This is a genomic window from Aeribacillus sp. JST-2 (assembly GCF_056032925.1).
Genome location: NZ_JBVVUU010000040.1, coordinates 1 through 20587, shown reverse-complemented (window position 1 = coordinate 20587; position 20587 = coordinate 1). Strand labels below are relative to the sequence as shown.

Below are 20587 nucleotides of genomic sequence, written 5' to 3'. Positions count from 1 at the left end.
AACCCCGGTACGCTCAACCCTTTGTGGGAGGGGCGCGCCCCTCCCACAAAGGCAACCACCCAAGATATGCGATTGTCTAGGAGCGTATCGGACTGGAAATTCGATAAAAAAACTTTTTGAAACTTAGTATACGAGGAGTGATATTGTGGGTGTGCAGTTTTTAATCGGCCGTTCCGGAACAGGAAAAACAGCTGCGATTTTAAACGAAATACGTGAAAAGCTGAAAAACAGCCCGGATGAAGGAAGATCTATCGTGCTGCTTGTCCCGGATCAAATGACGTTTCAAATGGAATATGAATTGATGAAATCGAAAAATTTAGGCGGAATGATCAGAGGGCAAGTCTTCAGTTTCAATCGTTTGGCCTTTAGAGTGCTGCAGCAAGAAGGAGGCATCAGCCGTCAACATATTTCTCCAACAGGAATCAGCATGCTTTTAAGAAAAATCATCGAAGAAAAAAAAGATGAATTTAAAGTGTTTGCCAAAGCTTGCGAAAAAAAAGGCTTCATTGATCATGCCGAACAAATGATAACGGAATTTAAAAGGTACCTAATCAGTCCTGACCTGTTGGAGGAAGAGGCGAAAAAACTGGCGGGGAGCGTTGAACATCAAGAACGGATTCTTGCGGATAAATTGCATGACCTTGCGATCATCTACCGTTTCATGGAAAAAGAGCTGCACAACAAGTATATCCACTCAGAAGACTATTTGCAGCTTTTGGCCGAGAAAGTTCTTGAATCCGACTTAATGCAAAATTCAGAGGTTTATATAGACGGTTTTCATAGTTTTACCCCGCAGGAGCTGCTGGTGGTTGAATCGATGATGAAAACAGCTTCTTTTGTTAAGATCGCGCTGACAATGGATGGAAAATCATTTGAGCATGTTCCGGACGAACTTCATTTATTTCATATGACAAGCACAACCTATCAAACATTGAAAAAAATAGCTGAGCAAAACGATGTTTCAGTTGAAGAAGACGTTCGTTTTATGCAATTGCAGCGTTTTAAGCAAGTGCCGTCGCTTCTCCATTTGGAAAAACAGATTGAATTGCCGGCAGCAAAGCCATTTGAAGGAGACTGCGCCATTACGTTTATGCAAGCTGCAAACAGACAAGCGGAAATTGAAGGGATCGCAAGAGAAATCATCCGTCTTGTCCGTGATGAAGGAAGCCGTTATCGGGATATTGCCCTGTTCATCCGAAATATGTCCGACTACAGAGACTTGCTTGAAAAATTGTTTCAAGATTATGAGATTCCTTTTTTCATAGATGAAAAAAGCCCGATGTTTTATCACCCTTTCATTGAATTTATTCGTTCCAGCCTCGAAATCATGACAGGAAATTGGCGCTATGAAGCCGTTTTTCGCACAGTGAAAACCGAGTTTCTTTACCCGCTTGATGTTGACAAAACGGATATGAGAAGGAAATTTGATATATTCGAAAATTATGTCTTAGCCTATGGAATCCAAGGAGAAAAATGGACGGATCAGAAACGTTGGTCATACAAAAAATATGATTCATTGGATGACGACTGGGAAAAGACGGATGAAGACCGGGAGATAGAAGAACTTGTCAATCAACTAAAGGAGATGATCGTCCGTCCTCTAAGAACATTTGAAAAAAGGCTGCAACGCGCCCAAACGGGAAAAGATATGGCCGCAGCGCTTTACATATATTTTGAAGAAGTGAAGGTACCGGAAAAATTGGAGCGCCTTCGCCTCGAAGCGGAACAAGAAGGCAGATTGATCGAAGCGCGGCAGCATGAACAAGTTTGGAATGCGGTTATTGGACTGCTGGATGAATTGGTCGAAATGATGGGAGATCAGGAAATGACGATCAAATTGTTTGCTGAAGTCCTTGATTCGGGAATGGAAACGATGAAATATGCCCTCGTCCCTCCGGCCATTGATCAAGTCCTTGTTGCCAGTCTGGATCGTTCCCGGTTCTTCGGATTAAAGACTGCGTTTATTGTTGGAGCCAATGACGGAGTTCTTCCGGCGAAACCGGTGGAAGATGGCATTTTAGCGGATAATGAACGGGAACTTCTCCATTATAACGGAATAGAGCTTGCACCGGGTTCGCGCAGAAAACTGCTGGATGAAAACTTTTTCATTTATTTGGCGGTGACAAGCGCTTCAGATCGGCTATATTTGTCATATCCTTTGGCGGATGAAGAAGGGAAGGCGCTTTTGCCTTCAGTTGTTGTCAAAAGATTAAAGGAAATGTTTCCGAATGCCAAGGAAATGGTTTCGCTAAATGAGCCGGAAAGCGAAGAAACGGACGAACAGCTTGCTTTCATCGTCCGGCCCAATGTCGCTTTGTCGGTTTTAACAACAAAATTGCAAAATTGGAAAAAACAATATCCGCTTCATGACGTATGGTGGGATGTATACAATTATTTCCTAAACGATCAGGAATGGAAGCCGAAAGCGAAAAAAGCATTGGCGAGCCTCTTTTATACGAATCGGGAAAAACCGTTGTCAGAAGAAACAAGCAGAAAACTGTATGGGCAAACGATCCAAGGGAGCGTTTCCCGCATGGAACGCTTCAGAAGCTGCCCTTTTTCGCACTTTGCTTCTTACGGCTTGCGATTAAAGGAGAGGGAGTATTACCGATTGGAAGCTCCGGATATCGGCCAGCTGTTCCATGCGGCATTAAAGCTCATGTCCGACCGCCTGCAAAGCATGAGGATGGAATGGCGTGAATTGACAAAGGAAAACTGTGAAAGGCTTGCCCATGATGCCGTTGAGCGGTTGGCGCCTAAACTGCAAAAACAAATTTTAATGAGCACGAACCGCTATTTTTATATAAAGCACAAATTAGAAAAAGTGGTGGCACGCGCTTCAACTATTTTAAGCGAACATGCAAAGGCAAGCGGGTTTGTGCCGATCGGATTGGAAATCACATTTGATGAAAAAAGCAAGCTGCCGCCTTTTCGATTTGAGCTGAAAAACGGGTGTACTTTGGAGGTAGTCGGAAGAATTGACCGAGTCGATAAAGCGGAGAGTTCGAAAGGGGTATTGCTTCGGGTTGTTGATTTTAAATCAAGTGAAAAAATATTAAATTTGGCAGAAGTCTATTACGGACTCGCCTTGCAGATGCTCACCTATCTGGATGTCGTCATTTCCAACTCCTTATCGTGGCTCGGGGTAAAAGCAACTCCGGCTGGCGTTCTATATTTTCATATTCATGACCCGCTTGTGCAAACAACAAAGCATTTGGATGAAGAAGAAATAGAAGAAGAAATTTTTAAGAAATTTAAAATGAAAGGATTGCTTCTCGGCGATGAGGAAGCGATCCGTTTAATGGATCAAATGCTGGAATACGGGCAATCAAAAATTGTTCAAGCAGGTATTAAAAAAACAGGAGAGTTTTATGCTAACTCGCAAATTGCAAGCGAAGAAGAATTCCGCTATTTGCGCTCATTCATCCGCAGCGAATTTCAACGGATCGGAACGGAGATAACAGATGGGAATATTTCGATTTCTCCATATAAATTAAAAGATAAAACGCCATGTACTTTCTGCTCATTTAAATCGGTATGCCAATTTGATGAATCACTGGAGTCGAACCGTTATCGCATTTTAAAAAACTTACAAGGGGAAGAAGTGCTGCAAAAGCTAAAGGAGGAAGCCGATCATGAAGAGTCATGAGCTCAAAAAGCCTGAAAACAGCCAATGGACGGATGAGCAGTGGAAAGCGATCGCTGCGGACGGACAAGATATACTAGTTGCAGCTGCAGCCGGATCAGGAAAAACGGCTGTCCTTGTCGAACGGATCATTCAAAAAATTGTAAGGGAAAGGAATCCTGTCGATGTAGACCGGCTGTTAATTGTAACTTTTACAAATGCAGCAGCCGCGGAAATGCGGAGCAGGATCGGGGAAGCGCTCGGAAAAGAATTGCGCAAACAGCCGTCTTCTCTCCATTTGCGCAGACAATTAACGCTTTTAAATAAAGCTCAAATATCAACACTTCATTCCTTTTGTTTGCAAGTCGTCCGCAAATTTTACTACAAAATTGATATTGATCCTGGCTTCCGCATCGCAGATGATATCGAAATGGAATTATTGATGGAAGACTGCTTGGACGATCTTTTGGAAGAAGAGTACGGCTTAGAAAATAATGAGTATTTTTTTGAGTTAGTCGACAAATATACCGGCGATCGTTCTGATGATGAATTGAAAAATATGATTCGAAAAATGTATGAATTTGCGAGATCCAACCCATATCCGGAAAAATGGCTCGAACGAACGGTTGAAATGTACGATGTGGAGGATATGGATTCCTGTGAACAACTGCCCTTTTTTAAGTATTTATGGAAAGATGTGGCGATTCAGCTTTCTGGATTGAAAAATTTGCTGAAAGGGGCGCTTGATATAACAAAGCTTCCCGGCGGTCCTGCTCCAAGAGCTGAAAATTTGCTTGATGATATAAGCCAAATTGATTACATGATGAGCGCCTCCTCTTGGAAGGAGCTGGGCGAAAGAATCCGCTCATTTAAGGCAACGCGTGCGAAATCTTGCCGGGGAGATGAGTACCGGAAAGAACTCATCGACGAAGTGACAAGCTTGAGAAATGAAGCAAAAAAACAATTGGAAAAACTGAAAAATGAACTTTTCAACCGAAGTTTGGAAAATCAGCTTCAAGATCTAAAAAGCATGAAACCTGTTGTGAAACGTTTAGTCGATATAGTGCGGAAATTTTCCAAAAGATTAGAAGCGATGAAAAAAGAAAGAGGAATTGTCGATTTTTCTGATCTTGAACATTATTGTTTGGAAATTTTATCTGATAAGGATCAGGAAGGCCGTATCATTCCGAGCGATGCCGCTATGTTTTACAAACGGCAATTTCAAGAAGTGTATGTTGACGAATATCAAGATGTCAATCTCGTGCAGGAAGCAATTTTAAAACTTGTCGCCAAAGACGATGAGGAAACAGGAAATCTATTTATGGTCGGCGATGTAAAACAGTCTATTTATCGTTTTCGATTAGCTGAGCCTTTGTTGTTTTTATCCAAATATAAACGGTTTACTCCAACCGGAACACAATCTGGTCTTCGCATTGATTTGGCGAAAAATTTCCGCAGCCGGACAGAAGTACTGGATGCAACAAATTTTATTTTCAAGCAAGTGATGGATGAGACGGTCGGGGAAATCGATTATGATGAAGCGGCGGAATTAAAGCTTGGAGCCAGTTATCCGGAAAATGGCGAAATGAAAACCGAACTTCTCCTCATTGATCGTGGGGAGGAAGAAACTGCCGAAGAAACGAACGAGGAATTGGCTGAATTTGATGAAGACGATTTGGAAACGGCGCAGCTGGAAGCGCGACTGATGGCGAAAAAAGTGAAAGAACTCATTCAAGGCGGTTTCCCGGTTTATGACCGAAAACTCGGCCGCACAAGGCCAGCCGCCTATAGAGATATTGTCATTTTGCTTCGATCAATGCCGTGGGCGCCGCAAATCATGGAGGAGTTTAAACAGCAAGGAATTCCGGTATATGCCAATTTATCCACCGGCTATTTTGAAGCAACGGAAGTGGCAATCATGCTTTCGCTTTTAAAAGTGATCGACAATCCCTATCAAGATATTCCGCTTGCTTCCGTGTTGCGGTCGCCAATTGTCGGCTTAAGCGGCGATGAACTTGCCCAAATCCGGGTTTACCATAAAAACGGAGCCTTTTTCGATGCATTAAGGGTATTTTTGGAAAAGGGAGAGTCATCCGATCGCGCACTGCATGAGAAAGTGAGCGGGTTTATCCAACAACTTGAAAAATGGCGTGACTTCGCACGAAAAGGATCCGTGTCCAATTTGATCTGGCAATTATACAGAGACACACGCTTTTTTGATTTTGTCGGCGGAATGCCTGGAGGAAGGCAGCGGCAAGCCAACCTAAGGGCATTATACGACAGGGCGAGACAATATGAGGAAACCTCATTTAGAGGATTGTTTCGTTTTCTCCGGTTTATTGAAAGAATGCAGGATCGGGGCGACGATCTCGGAGCGGCAAGAGCGCTTGGCGAACAAGAAGACGTTGTCCGGATCATGACCATCCATTCAAGCAAAGGGCTTGAATTTCCCATTGTTTTTTGCGCAGCGTTGTCAAAGCCGTTTAATACGAGAGATCTTTATAAAAAGTATTTGTTCGACAAAGAATTGGGATTTTCTTCCCGTTATGTGGACGATAAAAAAAGAATTGCATACCCCACCCTTCCGTACATCGCAACCAAAAAGAAACTGAAAATGGAAATGCTGTCGGAGGAGCTTCGGGTATTATATGTCGCCCTCACAAGAGCAAAAGAAAAGTTAATTCTAATCGGCACAGTCAAAGACGGAAAAAAAACATTTAAAAAATGGGAGAGCGCACTCACTTGCCGGGAGTGGCTTTTGCCGGATTATGACCGCTCCAAGGCGAAATGTTATTTAGACTGGATCGGCTCCGCCGTCATCCGCCATAAGGATTCGAATATCTTGAGAGAAAAAGAAACAGCAGTAAAGGAAGAAATATATCTGCATCAGGCCAAATTTCACATCGATGTCATTCCTGAAGGTGTGCTGAAAGAAAAACAACCGTACGAGGCTAATTCGACGAATCAAAAAATGGAGGCTTTGCGAAAAGGAATTCCAGTTGACGTCAATACCGGTCTGGCGGATCAAGTACAAAAGCAGATGTCATGGCGTTATTTGTTTTCAGAAACAACCTCTATCCGTTCAAAGCAGTCTGTAACGGAAATGAAGAGAAAATTCGAGGCCAACTCGGATGAATACAGCGATCATCAACTGAAAAAGAGCATGCACGTTTCCTATTTATATAGCCGTCCAAAATTTATGCAAGAAAAATCGCTCACGGCTGCCGAACGGGGCACCGCCATGCATGCTGTTATGCAGCATTTGCTGCTGGATATGGCAATGACGGAGCAGTCGCTTCAACAAACTGTTTATGCTCTTGTCGAAAAAGAAATATTAACAGAGGAACAGATGAACGTAATTGAAATTAGCAAAATATTACAATTTTTTGAATCAGCCATTGGAAAGCGGCTGAAAAAAGCCAAACATGTCCGCCGTGAGGTGCCGTTTACTTTGGGAGTGCCTGTTCATGAAATATATGGAAACGAGCTGTCCCATCTGAACAATGAAGTGGTGATTGTTCAAGGGATGATTGATTGCCTTTTCGAAGATGAGAAAGGACTTGTTCTCTTAGATTACAAAACGGACGCAGTAAAGGGGCGCTTTTCCTCCATTGATGCGGCCAAGCCGATTCTTCTATCCCGTTATCGCGTTCAAATCGATTTGTACGCAAAAGCGGTGGAAACAATCTTTAAAAGGCCGGTTGATGAACGGATTTTATACTTCTTCGATGGCGCATTTTCGATTCATTTATAGACGATTCGATCGTTTCTGCCATTTCTTGAACAGGGGATAAAAAAATGAAAGATCATCACTATTTATGCCCGTGAGGTGATACGATTGAGGATATTGCATACGGCTGATTGGCATCTCGGGAAAACGTTGGAAGGCCGGAGCAGATTGCCGGAACAAGCGGAGTTTCTTGATGAACTGAATGACATTGTCGAAAAGGAGAAAATTGATGTTGTGTTGATGGCCGGAGATGCTTTTGACACAACGAATCCTCCTGCTTTGGCGGAACAACTTTTTTATGAAAGCATTTCAAGGCTATCCGATAAAGGGAAAAGGCCTGTCATCATTATTTCAGGAAACCATGACAGCCCAGAACGATTGCAAGCTGCCGCTCCTTTGGCGAAGGAGCAAGCCATTGAACTGATCGGATATCCGCAAGGGAACGTGATAACCGTTGAATTGCCGAAAAGAAATGAAACGATGAAGCTGGCGGCACTGGCCTATCCGTCTGAGGCAAGGTTAAATGAGCTGCTTTCAAAGGAATACGACGAGATTTTGTTAAGGGAGCGGTACGATGAAAAAATCCGCGACTTGTTTGCCCAATTGAGTCTTGAATTTCAAGCAAACACCGTCAATATTGCCATGAGCCATCTTTATGTAGCGGGCGGAAGCACAACAGACTCCGAGCGGCCGATCGAAGTCGGCGGGGCATATACAGTCAGGGCAACCAGCCTTCCGGAAAAAGCGCAATACGTGGCACTCGGTCATCTTCATCGTCCGCAATCCGTCAAACAGGCGCTGACAAAGGCGAGATATTCGGGATCTCCGCTCGCCTACAGTTTTTCCGAAGCGGGTTATGCCAAATCGGTCACAATCATTGATGTCCAACCAGGAGAGGAAGCGATTGTTTCTGAAATTCATTTGTCGAGCGGAAAACCGCTTGTAAAATGGAAAGCAACCGGCGGAATAGTTCAAGTTCACCGATGGCTTGAAGAAGGGAAGGACAAAAACGCATGGATCGATCTTGAAATTCATTTGACTGACCATCTTTCTTTAGAGGAAATACACCGTCTGCGAAAATGGCATAACGGCATCATCCATATCCGGCCCATTTTTGAAAAAGAAGAAGAGAGAACAAGGCCGGAGAGAAGAAAAAGCCTGCCGATCGATGAAATGTTTAAACGTTTTTATAAAAAGCAAACAGGCGGTGCGGAACCTGGAGAAGAACTTGTCGAGTTGTTTTTGGCATTGCTGGCTGATGAAGTGGAGGGGGATTGACGATGAAGCCGGTTAAGCTCGTGATTGCAGGTCTCAATAGCTATCGCCAAGAGCAGACGATTGATTTTGAAACGCTTTGCGACGGCGGAGTATTCGGCATTTTTGGCCCGACAGGAAGCGGAAAGTCGACCATTTTAGATGCGATTACCCTTGCCCTTTATGGAAAAGTGGAAAGGGCGGCAAATAATACGCAAGGGATTATGAATCATGCGGAAAATCAGCTTTTTGTCAGCTTTACCTTTGACTTGGAAGATGGCCAAACAAAAAAAAGATACACGGTTGAACGCACCTTTAAACGTGTTGACAATATTAAAGTGAATACAAGAGTTTGCCGGCTGCTGGAAATAGGGAACGAAACAGTTGTTTTGGCAGATAAAGCAAGTGAAGTAAATGAAAAATTATTTGAATTGTTAGGTTTGACAATCGATGATTTCACCCGCGCCGTCGTTCTTCCTCAGGGAAAATTTGCTGAATTTCTCTCCTTGAAAGGCTCTGAAAGACGGAAAATGTTTGAACGGTTGTTCAACTTGGAACAGTATGGGGAGACTTTGGGCAAAAAGCTGAAAAACCGCCTGCAGAAGGCAAGACAACAGTTAGCTGAAATTTCCGCTGAGCAAGCAGGCCTTGGCAATGCCTCAAAGGAAGCTTTAAGAGAAGCTGAGGAGACGTTTCAACGAACAGATGCCGAATTGAAGGAAAAAGAAAAACAATTTGAGGAAATAACAAAGGAGTTTGAACAGGCACAAACGATTTGGTCATGGCAGACGGAAAAAAAGCTCTATGAAGAAAAACAGAGAGAGCTTGAGAAGGAAAAGGATAGATTTCTGGAATTAGAGAAAAAACTGGAAAAAGCGGACCAAGCAGAACAGCTGAAGCCTTATGCAGAGGCCTTGCTGGAAAGAAAACAGGAAAAAGAGCGGTTTGAACAAGAAATAATGCATTGGCAGCAAAAAGAAGCCGCTTTGGCCAAATTGTACAAAGAAAGTCAAGAAGCTTTTGAAGCGATGAGGGCTAAAAAGTCGGTTGAAGAACCAACCCTTTTAACAAAGCGGGAGCAATATAAACAGTTTATTGCGCTGGAAGCAGAAATTCAGGAGGACAAAAAATCACTCACCGCCGTCCGCTTTGACTATGAAAATTTGAAAACAAGTCTAAATGCAAAAGAAGAACAGCTTGAAAAGACGAGAGAGCTGTTAAAAAGAGCGGTCGATAAGCAAAATCTATTAAAACTAAAAATCAAAGAAGAAACTGTCGCAAGGGAAGATAGGGAAAAAATTCAAAAAGCGATCCAGCATCAACAGCAATTTCTCCAGATTGTCAAGGAGCAGAAGGATGCCCTATACAATAAAAAGAAAAAAGAAACGCAGCTTGAAGCAGTTAAAGAAAAGATAAACAAAGCCGTTCAACGAAAAAATGTGGCAGGCAAACACCTTGCCGCATGCTTTGTCCAATTGCAAAATCTTTATCATCTTGTTTGTGATCGAATGAGGGAACATGAATTCTTTGCAGAAGCATTGAAGGCTGATTTGCAAAAAGCGCAAAAACAGATGGAAAATGAACGCATCCAACAGGCGGCCTTTTATCTTTCACAACAATTAGCCGATGGCGAGCCTTGCCCTGTATGCGGCTCAACAAATCATCCCGCCCCAAGCGTCCATGTTTCTTCTGAGCGATTGAAAGCCTCCGCAAAAAAAATTGAGGAATTAAATGAGGTTTTGGAAAAATGCCAGCAAGTTGAACAGCTTTTTTTCCCGCTAAAACAGCAACTTGAACAGCTTTCAGAAGACTTGTTGGCAGAGCATAGTTTTTTAAACGGAATACATGAAACGGCAGCTGCCACATCTGAGCCGCTCATGAAGGATCTTACAGATGTTCAACAAGCACAAAGCATGTTTCAAACGGAATGGAAAGCTTTGCAACAAGACTACTTAGAAATAAAGGAAACGATCAGAAAAACGGTTTTCGAATTCCGTGATGCAAAGCAAATGGCGGCGCAAGTTGCTCCGATGCTGGAAGAAGGCGAAAAAGAATTAATTGAAATCAATGAAACGTTGGAAAAGATCGAACGAGCGCTGCAAGAAGAAGAAAATCGGTGGAATGCATCATATCCTGAACTTGAAATGGATAAAATGGACGAATATGTCCGTCAAATCAGTGAAAAAGATGCGATGGTTGAACAATTGCAGGAACGCATCGAAAAAAGCGTGGAATTTATTCAAGAAAAAGAACAAGAAGTTGAAAAATTAAGACAAGAAACGTTGGCACTTTCCAATCAAATGGCAGCAAAAAAAGGGGAAATGGACAGGCTGTCCGAACAGCTGATGGCCAAACAAAAGCGCTTCAAACAACAAGTGAAAACAGACGGCAATCTTTTCAACGAACTAAAACAAATTGAAGAAGATCTTGAAAGTTTAAAAAGAGAAGAACAATCAGCTTATGAACGCTTTCAACAAGCACAAGCTGATTATCAACGGGTGGAAAGCAAGCTGCATACGGCAAAAGAGCAATTGAAGGAGGCAGAAAAAAGGTTTGAAAAAGCGGAAATTCAATGGAATGAACGAATGCGTCCATCAACAATTTTTTCAAACGTGAAGGAAGTGATGGATGCAATGTTGCCGGAGAATGAAAAGCAGACGATCAAAGGTGATCTGGAAACATATAAAAAAGAAACGGAAAGTGTGGCCTCGGCCATTGAACAACTGGATAGAAAGCTGGCCGGCCGGATGCTCGAAGAGGAAAAATGGAAAGACATCCAAAAAAGGAAAGAAGAAGCATGGAAAATAGTAAATGAAGCTAGAGAGAAAAAAGGAGCGGCTTATCAGCAGCTGGAAGTGTTATTGGTAAAACATCAACGATATATGGAACTTGAAGAGAAAAAGAGAGAACGGGAGCTTTTGCTGGAGCGTTTGGAAAAACTCCAGACTGTGCTCAAAGGAAACAGTTTTGTAGAATATTTGGCGGAGGAGCAGCTGGAACAAATCAGCTTTGATGCCTCCGTTCGCCTTGGTGAGTTGACAAGACAAAGATATGCGATTGAAGTGGATTCAGAGGGTGGATTTATTATGCGCGATGATGCGAACGGAGGAGTCAAACGCCCTGTCTCCACTTTATCAGGAGGGGAAACATTTTTAACTTCTTTAGCGTTGGCATTGTCTTTGTCTGCGCAAATTCAGCTGCATGGAAAATACCCGCTTCAATTCTTTTTCCTTGATGAAGGATTTGGCACGCTTGATGCCGAACTGCTGGATACGGTTGTCTCTGCTTTGGAAAAACTGCAGTCGCAAAACTTGTCCGTCGGAGTGATCAGCCATGTGCAAGAACTGAGAGAACGCTTGCCAAAACGGCTCATCATCGAACCGGCTGAACCTTCCGGAAAAGGGACGACGGTTCGAATGGAAACGATATAGTAAACCTTTATCATCTAATAAATAAGAAAACCAGCGGCTATTTATTAGCCGTCTGGTTTTGATCATTTACATCAGGATCAACTCCAGTTGCGATACTGAACCCGTTATTGATAATGTGGAAATCCCCTGTGCTGCCGCTTCCGGCGCCGTTAATCGATTTTGAGGCTGCTTTCGGTGATAAATAAAAGGAATCTCCGAAATGAACAACACCGCCGGAAACGGAATTAATTTTAATTGGTCCAACAATCGCTGGCATGCGGAAACATCCTTTTCTCTTTTCTCTTTGCTATTTTATGCAAAGAAAAACGTTATTGTTCAGGTTATCCCTTTAACTGGCGAATATGCTTAATTCTTGATTCCCCTTTTATATGGTTAGCAGACCCGAATTGAATGACGCTTGATGAAGAGGCGGCCAAAACTTTGACATGATTTACATGAATTGTTGGAGATTCATTCACAAAGGCAATTTCAATTTTTTCTGTCAAGGATGGCTGCGGAATGGTTTCGTGAAAAAGTTGATAGTTTTCAAACGAACCTTCCCTGCCGTAAAACAATTCATGTTCTCTTTGAATAGCTAAAACTTTAACTTTCGGCTCCATGTTGATGGTGTCGCCGATTTGAACAACGGAATTGATGTCGATTGAATTAATTTGCGCCAAGCGAATGTTGGAGAGGCGTTTTAATAAAAGCATAGGTCAACTTGATAAAGGAACAAACGGGCCGATTATTAACGATTCCGGCGGTGTATCAAAAACCGATGAAAGGGAAATTTTATTTGCATCGCCTACTAAAAAAACAGAAGAACTGGAAACCCCGATAATTTTCACCATTCCAACGTTCAGCCCCCGGTTGATGACCGTAAAATTCATGAGAAGTCTTCACCTTTCTTTTGATTTGGAAAATGCTTCAAGAAATGGGCGATCGACTGTTCAATATCTTTTTTCACTTGTTGATTGATCAATTGAACTTTTTCTTGCACATCTGTTTGATCGTGCAGACGGAGATGCTCTATATAATAAGCCAATCTGCCGTCAATTTGCCTTCTAATGTCTTCTATCATAAGAGCAGCGTACGTGTCATCCAATGACAATTGATTGTTTTCCGAAAGCTCTTTAATTTTTTTTGGACATTCCTCTTTTAAATAGTTTTCTATTTTTTCACGACATTGTTCATAAATTTGCTTTTTTAATTCCCGCAGAAAATCATTTGCTTCCACTTGATCGTTTTGCACTTCAAATTGATCGATTGCGGATGGATCATTAGGGTTTAAACCGATATTCAGCACTCCCTCAAGCTTTTCAACTTTTAATTGGTCAAATTTATACTCGATTTTTTCAATGTTCGTATAAGGCTTGTTTTTTAATTCCTCCAATTGTTCTTCAAGGAAACGGCAAGTTTTTTCCAATTGATCAACCCTTTTGTTTTGGGATAGGAGATGCTGTTCAAGTTTCATGAGATATTGCAAGAAAACTTGCAGTTGATAATCCATCCTTCGCCACCTGCCTTTAACCGCTATGGATACTTTATTTATATGCCTCCGATGGAAAGAAGTGCATGCTCAAACGGCAGGAGGCTGAAGAGAAATAATGGACGCGCTGGCCTTTCCGCTCGCAAAAGGGGCAGGGGCTTTGAAACCGCCAGTATTATATAAATGGGATAGAGGTTTAATGATCCCGGCGCTTCCAATTTGCAGGACTGATGAATTGGCGATCGTGCCAATTCGTATAGAATGAATTTGGATCGTTTGTTGCACATAAAAATTCATATGATGAACCACCTCTAGGCATTCAAAACTTGCGGTTGATCAACAAGATCGCTGTCGAATGTATTTGTAACACTGTTTTGGTTAAGGATGGAAAGACCGTCACCTACATTAAACGAACCTGCACCGGCAAATGTTTTTACTTCGCTGTGTGGAGATATCGTGATGACATCGCCGACATGCACAACACTGGCGGTTCCGACAGTTATCACTTTTATAGCACCGACAATCGCTGGCATGGAACCTCATTCCTTTATTTTGAGAAATGTACTGCTGACATTTGAGCTACCATCAGCATATGATGTATTTACAAAAGTTGTGATAAACGTTTAATAAAGCGGATTTTGGCCGGGTTTTGCGCAAAAGAAATTTTGAAATCGATTCATCATCTTGATCATTAACATATAAATGTCAAACAGGAGATAGTTTGTCACGGAGAAGGCAATTTGCTTGCCAAAATGTTGAAAAAAAAGTTTGTAAAATTCATTATTCACACTTGACATATATGATTTATGTGATTAGAATGTATTTCAAAAAATGTCACCAGTTTTTAGATTTTTTTCGTGCAAATCTCTACTATTTTAGTCGAGATTCTCTTACCAATTTTTAGGGGGAGGGGGTATTTGGTGAAAGTTTCAAGCAAGGGAGAATATGCGTTGCGCGCTTTACTTGTACTCGGCCAACAGCCGGGAAGAGTATATTCAATCAATGAAATCTCCGAACAAACACTTGTAACTGTAAAATATTTGGAACAAATTTTACTTCAATTGAGGAAACTGGGTTACGTACAGAGCAAAAGAGGCGCACAGGGAGGATACATGCTTCATGTATCTCCTGAGAACGTTAATATAGGGGAGGTTATTCGCCAAATTGAAGGCCCTTTATCGCCGATGGGGTGTGCCAGCGTAACGGCTTACGTGCCATGTCCATTGGAAGAAGGGTGCTTATTAAAGCCGCTTTGGACAGTTGTGCGTGACACGATCGCTCACGTTTTGGAACAAACGACATTAGAAGATCTATTAAATAAAAGAATTTCATCGGCGACAGGAGGGGAGAAGTTTGTTAACAACAAAAATTGAGCAAGAGTGGATTGAAAGGATTATCCGTTCACTGGAAGATTTGGAATACGGATCTGTGCAAATCATTGTCCATGACTCAAAAATTACCCAAATCGAGAAGTTGGAAAAATTCCGTTATCCTTTAGAGAAAAGGAAACAAAAGGAGGGAGAGGAAAAATAAAACTGTTCCGTTATAAAATAATAGATTACAAGAGGCCGTCGATCGGACCACCGAAGACTCCTCGCATCTTGCTTTCATTTGTTTCATTTTAGCAGGATGGAGGGGTCTTTTTTTAGCCGAGAAAAGATCCATATTGTTTGATAAAGACACTTAAAAAGTAATCGGCTATATTCGTCCCTATGAAGTGCGTCTTACCCGCAGCAACCAAAACCAAAAATCAATTCAAGTGAAAGTTCGCCGCATAAACTCTTATGGTTCGATCGTTCGGGTAGAATTGGAGAAACCCGGCCTGTAGGATTTAATCGAAGTAGAAATGAGCGTCAACCAGGCAAATCAATTGAGATCCTTTATGCTGATTTAGAAAAAATTAAATTTTTTCAGCACCATCGTTCGCAAAATGAAAAATCATCTCCATCTTTGTTTTTCAGCCGCCAAACGGAGAAACAAGATCTTCTTGCAACTAGGAAGGAATTTTCAAGTATTGGCTAATTTTTTATCAGCACAAAGGAGGATATAAAAATGAAGAACAAATATGGCAAATCTTTAATTCTACTGTTTTTTATCATGATCGTTAGTATTTCCGTTTTATTCGGCTGTTCAGGTGCAGAAAAGAATGGAAAAGCAGCTGGTGAAAGCCAAGAAAATAAAGATGAAAAAATCATTAGAATCGGTTATCAAAAATATGGAACATTCAACATCTTAAAAAAACAAGGAACACTTGAAAAAACGTTGGAGAAATACGGGTATTCTGTGAAATGGATTCAATTTCCGGCTGGGCCTCAGCTTTTGGAGGCATTAAATGTCGGCAGCATTGATATCGGACATTCCGGAGAAGTTCCTCCAATATTTGCTCAGGCGGCAGGAACGGATTTTGTTTATATCGCACATGAGCCGGAAAGCCCGCTGTCAGAAGCTATTCTAGTTCGAAAAAATTCATCCTTCCGTACTGTTCAAGATTTAAAAGGGAAAAAGGTTGCCCTTAATAAAGGTTCCAATGTCCATTATTTGCTTATAAAGGCTTTGGAGGATGCAGGGTTGAAAATCAGCGATATTAATCCGCAATATCTGGCTCCCGGAGATGCAAGGGCAGCTTTTGAGCAAGGGAGTGTTGATGCATGGGTCATTTGGGATCCATACTTTGCTTTAGCTGAAACGGAAACGGACGTTAAGGTCTTGGCAGATGGCAAAAATTTAGTCAAAAACAGGGAATTTTATTTTGCACGCAAAGAGTTTGCAGAAAAACACGGTCAAGTTATTGATGTGTTATTGGAAGAAATAAATAATACCGATCGGTGGGCGAAAAATGCTCCGAAAGAAGTGGCAGAACTATTGTCTCCAGAACTGGGAATCGATGTCCCTGCGCTTGAAAAAGCAGCTAAAAGAAGAACATACGGTGTACAGAAAATAAGCGAACAAGTTCTAAATGAACAACAGATGATAGCAGATACGTTTTATGAACAAAAATTAATCCCTGAAAAAATTCATGTAAAAGAAGCAGTTTTAAATAGATGAATAAACAATGGACCGACCGGAAAACTGGAGGTTCCTGTTCAACATTACAAATGCTGAAGAGGGACCTTTTTGTTTATATAAATCTTTTAAAAATGAACATAGGGGGAATGGCAATTGAACATTTTTTGGTTTATTCCAACACACGGTGACGGGCGTTATTTAGGGACTGCCATTGGAGGGCGCGCAACAGATTTGTCTTATTACAAACAAATTGCTCAAGCTGTGGATAGTCTCGGTTACAGCGGGGTGCTCATTCCAATTGGGAGATCTTGCGAAGATCCTTGGATTATTGCCTCATCTCTAATTCCCGTAACAAATCATTTACGTTTTCTAATAGCAGTTCGGCCGGGATTAATGGCACCTTCCGCAGCTGCAAGGATGTCGGCGACATTTGATAGAATTTCTAATGGACGTTTACTGGTAAATGTTGTAACAGGCGGTGATCCCATCGAACTGAAAGGTGATGGCATTTTTTACGATCATGATGAACGATATGAGGTAACAGACGAATTTTTAACAATATACCGAAAATTACTTCAAAGTGAAAAAGTCGATTTCACAGGTCGTTATTTGCGGGTTGAAGGAGCAAATCTCTTGTTCCCGCCAGTGCAAAAACCGTATCCGCCCATCTTTTTTGGAGGTTCATCAATAGCTGGACATCTAGCGGCGGCCAAACATGCTGATGTTTATTTGACATGGGGAGAGCCGCCAAAACAGGTTGCTGAAAAAATTAATCAAGTTAGAAAATTGGCAGAAGATCAAGACAGAACGATCCGCTTCGGAATTCGCCTGCATGTGATTGTCCGGGAAACAGATGAGGCAGCATGGGATGCAGCGGAACGGCTGATCAAATATGTTGATCATAAAACGATAGCCGCTGCACAGAAAGTATTCGCCCGCTTTGATTCAGAAGGGCAGCGCAGGATGTTGGAACTGCATAATGGGGATCGAAAATCGCTTGAAATCAGCCCGAATTTATGGGCTGGCATCGGACTGGTGCGCGGCGGCGCAGGTACGGCGCTTGTCGGCAGTCCGCAAACAATAGCGGAAAGAATGAAAGAATATGCCGATCTCGGCATTGAGACATTTATTTTATCCGGCTACCCGCATTTAGAGGAAGCATACAGAACAGCTGAGCTGTTGTTCCCTTACTTGCCGCTTGAAAATGTTCAAAGAAAAAATGAACTTCTTTTGCCCGGGCCTTTTGGTGAAATTATAGCTAATAACGATTTGCCTTCAGAAATGGAGAGAATCAGAAAATGAAAAAATTTTTCTTTTCCGAACCGGTAAAAAAACAAATGATTCCATGGCTTTTGCCGATATTGATTTTAATCGTTTGGCAATTGTTATCCTCTAATGGAATTCTTTCAACAAAAATTTTGCCTGTTCCGTCGGACGTTGTGATGGCAGGGATCGAACTTTTTCGCTCTGGTGAATTGACCGCGCATCTATTGATCAGCTTTAAACGAGCCATCATCGGATTTATCATTGGCGGAAGCGTTGGTTTGTTTTTAGGGCTTCTTAACGGTTTGTTTCCGATCGCTGACAGAATTCTTGATACAACGATTCAAATGGTGCGCAATATTCCACATCTTGCCATGATTCCTCTTGTTATCCTTTGGTTCGGTATCGGTGAAGAAGCCAAAGTGTTTTTAGTGGCGATTGGGGTGTTATTCCCAATATATGTGAATACTCTTCACGGCATTCGATCAGTTGACCAAGGATTGATTGAAATGGGAAGTGTGTACGGCCTTCGTTCGTGGCTTCTCTTTTGGCAAGTGGTATTGCCCGGCGCCCTTCCGTCCATTTTAGTCGGTATCCGTTATGCATTGGGGATCATGTGGTTGACCTTAATTGTTGCAGAAACCATTTCCGCGGACTCAGGAATCGGGTATATGGCAATGAATGCCCGGGAATTTATGCAAACAGATGTTGTATTGCTTAGTATCGTTTTATATGCATTATTTGGAAAAATGGCAGATTCGCTGGCAAAATGGCTCGAAAAAAGATGCTTAAATTGGAATCCGAACTATCAAAACTTGTAATGTGCAGGGGGGATACATGTGGAACCTTCAACTTTCGGAACCTATCTTCAAATCTCAGGTTTAAAGAAACAATTTGGAAATCAGCAAGTACTCGGCGGAATAGATCTTGAGGTGAAACCAGGGGAATTTGTAGTAATTATTGGCCGAAGCGGCTGCGGAAAAAGTACGCTGCTTCGCTTAATTGCCGGATTAGATGAACCAACTTCTGGAGAAATCAAGGCCAACGGAGAGTGGTTGAAAGGATTAAATCCTGAGGTTCGTATCATGTTCCAAGATTCCAGACTTTTACCGTGGAAACGTGTGATTCAAAATGTCGCGATTGGAATGAAAAAAGAAGATTGGCCGAAAGCCGAATTGGCTCTAAAACAAGTTGGACTGTACGATAGGGCTAAGGAATGGCCAAATGTTTTGTCAGGTGGACAAAAACAGCGGGTGGCGCTTGCTCGGGCATTAGCCAGCAAACCAAAATTATTGCTGTTGGACGAACCATTAGGTGCATTGGATGCTTTAACGAGGATTGAAATGCAGCGTTTGATCGAACAGTTATGGATGGAACAAAGATTTACAGCTATGCTGATTACACATGATGTAGAAGAAGCGGTCGCGATGGCAGATCGGGTTGTTTTAATCGAAGATGGAAAAATTGCAATGAATCTTCCTATTAAATTCCCCCGTCCGCGGCAACGCGGAAATGCCGCATTTGCCGCTCTTGCGGAAAAAATTCTCCGCCGTGTGATGGGAGAGGAGGAAGAACGGCCGGCTGCATACGTCAGGCAAACGCGTAACACCTTTTATTCATAGGAATCATTGGAAAACGGACTGTTTTACATTTTTAAGGGGGATGTTAATGAAAATTATAAAATGGGGTATGTATCTTTGGGCAATGTTCCTTTTTTTGTTTTTGATCACTGCCTGCGCCAAAGAAGAAACAAATGGGATTTCAAGTAAGCAGACCACTAAAGGCGGCGAGGCGCCACTTGCAGACAAACTAAGAATAGGCTATCAAAAATCATCTATTTTGCTTTTTTTAAAGGAGAAAGGGAGTTTAGAAAAAAAATTGTCAAAGCAGGGAGTAAAGGTAAGCTGGCATGAATTTCAATCAGGGCCGCCGTTATTAGAGGCGCTGAATGCCGAAAAAATTGATATAGGGTATGTGGGCGGCGCACCCGCTGTGCTCTCCGGAGCCGCCTCGGATTCTGAATTAATCTACCTTGCCTATGAACCGGAAGTGTATCGAGCGATTGTTGTACCGGAAAATTCAACTATCAAAACGGTCAAGGATTTAAAAGGGAAGAAAGTGGGCTTTGGAAAAGGATCAAGCGCCCATTATTTGGTTCTTACTGCTTTAGAGCATGCAGGGCTGACTTTGGATGATATTACACCTGTCTATTTGCAGCCATCTGATGCCAGAGGAGCTTTTGAACGAGGCAGTATTGATGCTTGGGCAATTTGGGATCCTTACTTGGCGGACGCAGAAAAAAATGGGGAAGCCAGAATTATTGCCGATGCAAGCGGGCTACCGCGCCAATATGGTTTCATCGTTGGAAGACGCCATTATTTTCAAGAAAATCGTCAAATTCGAAAAAACGTTATTAACGAGTTGGAAGCGATTCACGAAATGATTCAAGCAGATAAAAAAAGTGCTGCTGAGCAGTTTTCAAGAAATACGGGCATTTCAAAAAATGTGTGGGAGCAGACTTTAAACAGAAGGGAATATGGGGTGTTTGCCCTTACGGCTGAAGTAATAGACGCCCAGCAGAAACTTGCCGATGCTTTTTTGGAGGTTGGATTGATACGCAAGAAAGTAACTGTGCAAAATGCTGTCTTTTCAGACTAAACATTAAAAAAGAAATTTTACGATTGAAAAATTTCTATTATTATGATAGATACGTTATAATGCCTTGGAAAAACTTAACTGTAGTTGAGCAATTTTCATTACAATAATTACCATGTAAAAAGAGACAAACGGAGTACCCCTTATGCCACATG

Annotated in this window: 17 protein-coding genes; 11 read left to right on the top strand and 6 right to left on the bottom strand. The window is 42.0% G+C overall.

Annotated elements, in window-relative coordinates; genetic code table 11:
• Positions 1–145 precede the first annotated feature (145 nt).
• The 4 genes from addB (at position 146) to AC0KTX_RS14310 (ending at position 12040) form a co-directional block, all read left to right on the top strand.
• Positions 146–3649: a helicase-exonuclease AddAB subunit AddB gene (addB, locus tag AC0KTX_RS14325; protein WP_474252801.1), complete on the top strand. Its 3504-nt coding sequence runs from the start codon at positions 146–148 to the stop codon at positions 3647–3649.
• Entirely contained in the window at positions 3636–7379 is a 3744-nt protein-coding gene (gene addA / locus AC0KTX_RS14320) for a helicase-exonuclease AddAB subunit AddA (RefSeq protein WP_474252800.1), read from the top strand. Before addB ends, addA begins: the two co-directional genes overlap by 14 nt.
• Positions 7380–7463: 84 nt before the next feature.
• Positions 7464–8633 carry an exonuclease SbcCD subunit D C-terminal domain-containing protein gene (locus AC0KTX_RS14315; RefSeq protein ID WP_474252799.1) on the top strand — a complete coding sequence of 390 codons (1170 nt, stop codon included), beginning with the start codon at positions 7464–7466 and terminating at the stop codon, positions 8631–8633.
• A 2-nt stretch (positions 8634–8635) separates the two neighbouring features.
• Positions 8636–12040 carry an AAA family ATPase gene (locus tag AC0KTX_RS14310; RefSeq protein WP_474252798.1) on the top strand — a complete coding sequence of 1135 codons (3405 nt, stop codon included), beginning with the start codon at positions 8636–8638 and terminating at the stop codon, positions 12038–12040.
• A gap of 37 nt (positions 12041–12077) precedes the next feature.
• Here the strand turns inward: AC0KTX_RS14310 and AC0KTX_RS14305 are convergent, their stop codons facing one another.
• From AC0KTX_RS14305 to AC0KTX_RS14280, 6 genes are all read right to left on the bottom strand, one after another.
• Positions 12078–12296, bottom strand: a complete 219-nt coding sequence (locus AC0KTX_RS14305) for a spore germination protein (protein WP_474252797.1) — start codon at positions 12294–12296, stop codon at positions 12078–12080.
• Positions 12297–12360: 64 nt separating this feature from the next.
• Entirely contained in the window at positions 12361–12732 is a 372-nt protein-coding gene (locus AC0KTX_RS14300) for a spore germination protein GerPE (RefSeq protein ID WP_474252796.1), read from the bottom strand.
• Between the two features lie 3 nt (positions 12733–12735).
• Positions 12736–12909, bottom strand: coding sequence for a spore gernimation protein GerPD (locus tag AC0KTX_RS14295; protein WP_474252795.1), 174 nt, complete (start codon positions 12907–12909; stop codon positions 12736–12738).
• Positions 12906–13529, bottom strand: a complete 624-nt coding sequence (gene gerPC / locus AC0KTX_RS14290) for a spore germination protein GerPC (protein WP_474252794.1) — start codon at positions 13527–13529, stop codon at positions 12906–12908. Before gerPC ends, AC0KTX_RS14295 begins: the two co-directional genes overlap by 4 nt.
• A 69-nt stretch (positions 13530–13598) precedes the next feature.
• Complete coding sequence (locus tag AC0KTX_RS14285; protein WP_474252793.1) at positions 13599–13805, bottom strand: spore germination protein GerPB; 207 nt, start codon at positions 13803–13805, stop codon at positions 13599–13601.
• 14 nt (positions 13806–13819) lie between these two features.
• Positions 13820–14041 carry a spore germination protein gene (locus tag AC0KTX_RS14280; RefSeq protein WP_474252792.1) on the bottom strand — a complete coding sequence of 74 codons (222 nt, stop codon included), beginning with the start codon at positions 14039–14041 and terminating at the stop codon, positions 13820–13822.
• A gap of 387 nt (positions 14042–14428) precedes the next feature.
• On the opposite strand from AC0KTX_RS14280, the gene AC0KTX_RS14275 reads away from it, so the two are divergent.
• The 7 genes from AC0KTX_RS14275 (at position 14429) to AC0KTX_RS14245 (ending at position 20435) form a co-directional block, all read left to right on the top strand.
• Entirely contained in the window at positions 14429–14881 is a 453-nt protein-coding gene (locus tag AC0KTX_RS14275; protein ID WP_474252791.1) for an RrF2 family transcriptional regulator, read from the top strand.
• Positions 14862–15041 carry a YezD family protein gene (locus AC0KTX_RS14270; protein ID WP_474252790.1) on the top strand — a complete coding sequence of 60 codons (180 nt, stop codon included), beginning with the start codon at positions 14862–14864 and terminating at the stop codon, positions 15039–15041. Before AC0KTX_RS14275 ends, AC0KTX_RS14270 begins: the two co-directional genes overlap by 20 nt.
• 519 nt (positions 15042–15560) lie before the next feature.
• A complete protein-coding gene (locus tag AC0KTX_RS14265; RefSeq protein WP_474252789.1) occupies positions 15561–16553 on the top strand; it encodes a sulfonate ABC transporter substrate-binding protein in 993 nt (330 codons plus the stop codon).
• Positions 16554–16667: 114 nt separating this feature from the next.
• Positions 16668–17816 (top strand): FMNH2-dependent alkanesulfonate monooxygenase, encoded by a 1149-nt coding sequence (ssuD, locus tag AC0KTX_RS14260; RefSeq protein ID WP_474252788.1) that lies wholly within the window; start codon positions 16668–16670, stop codon positions 17814–17816.
• Positions 17813–18598 (top strand): aliphatic sulfonate ABC transporter permease SsuC, encoded by a 786-nt coding sequence (ssuC, locus tag AC0KTX_RS14255; protein ID WP_474252787.1) that lies wholly within the window; start codon positions 17813–17815, stop codon positions 18596–18598. The genes ssuD and ssuC overlap by 4 nt, the downstream gene beginning before the upstream one ends.
• A gap of 18 nt (positions 18599–18616) precedes the next feature.
• The gene (locus AC0KTX_RS14250) at positions 18617–19399 is read left to right on the top strand and encodes an ATP-binding cassette domain-containing protein (protein WP_474252786.1); all 783 of its coding nucleotides are present in this window, start codon (positions 18617–18619) and stop codon (positions 19397–19399) included.
• A gap of 46 nt (positions 19400–19445) precedes the next feature.
• Positions 19446–20435, top strand: coding sequence for an aliphatic sulfonate ABC transporter substrate-binding protein (locus AC0KTX_RS14245; protein WP_474252785.1), 990 nt, complete (start codon positions 19446–19448; stop codon positions 20433–20435).
• Positions 20436–20587 lie beyond the last annotated feature (152 nt).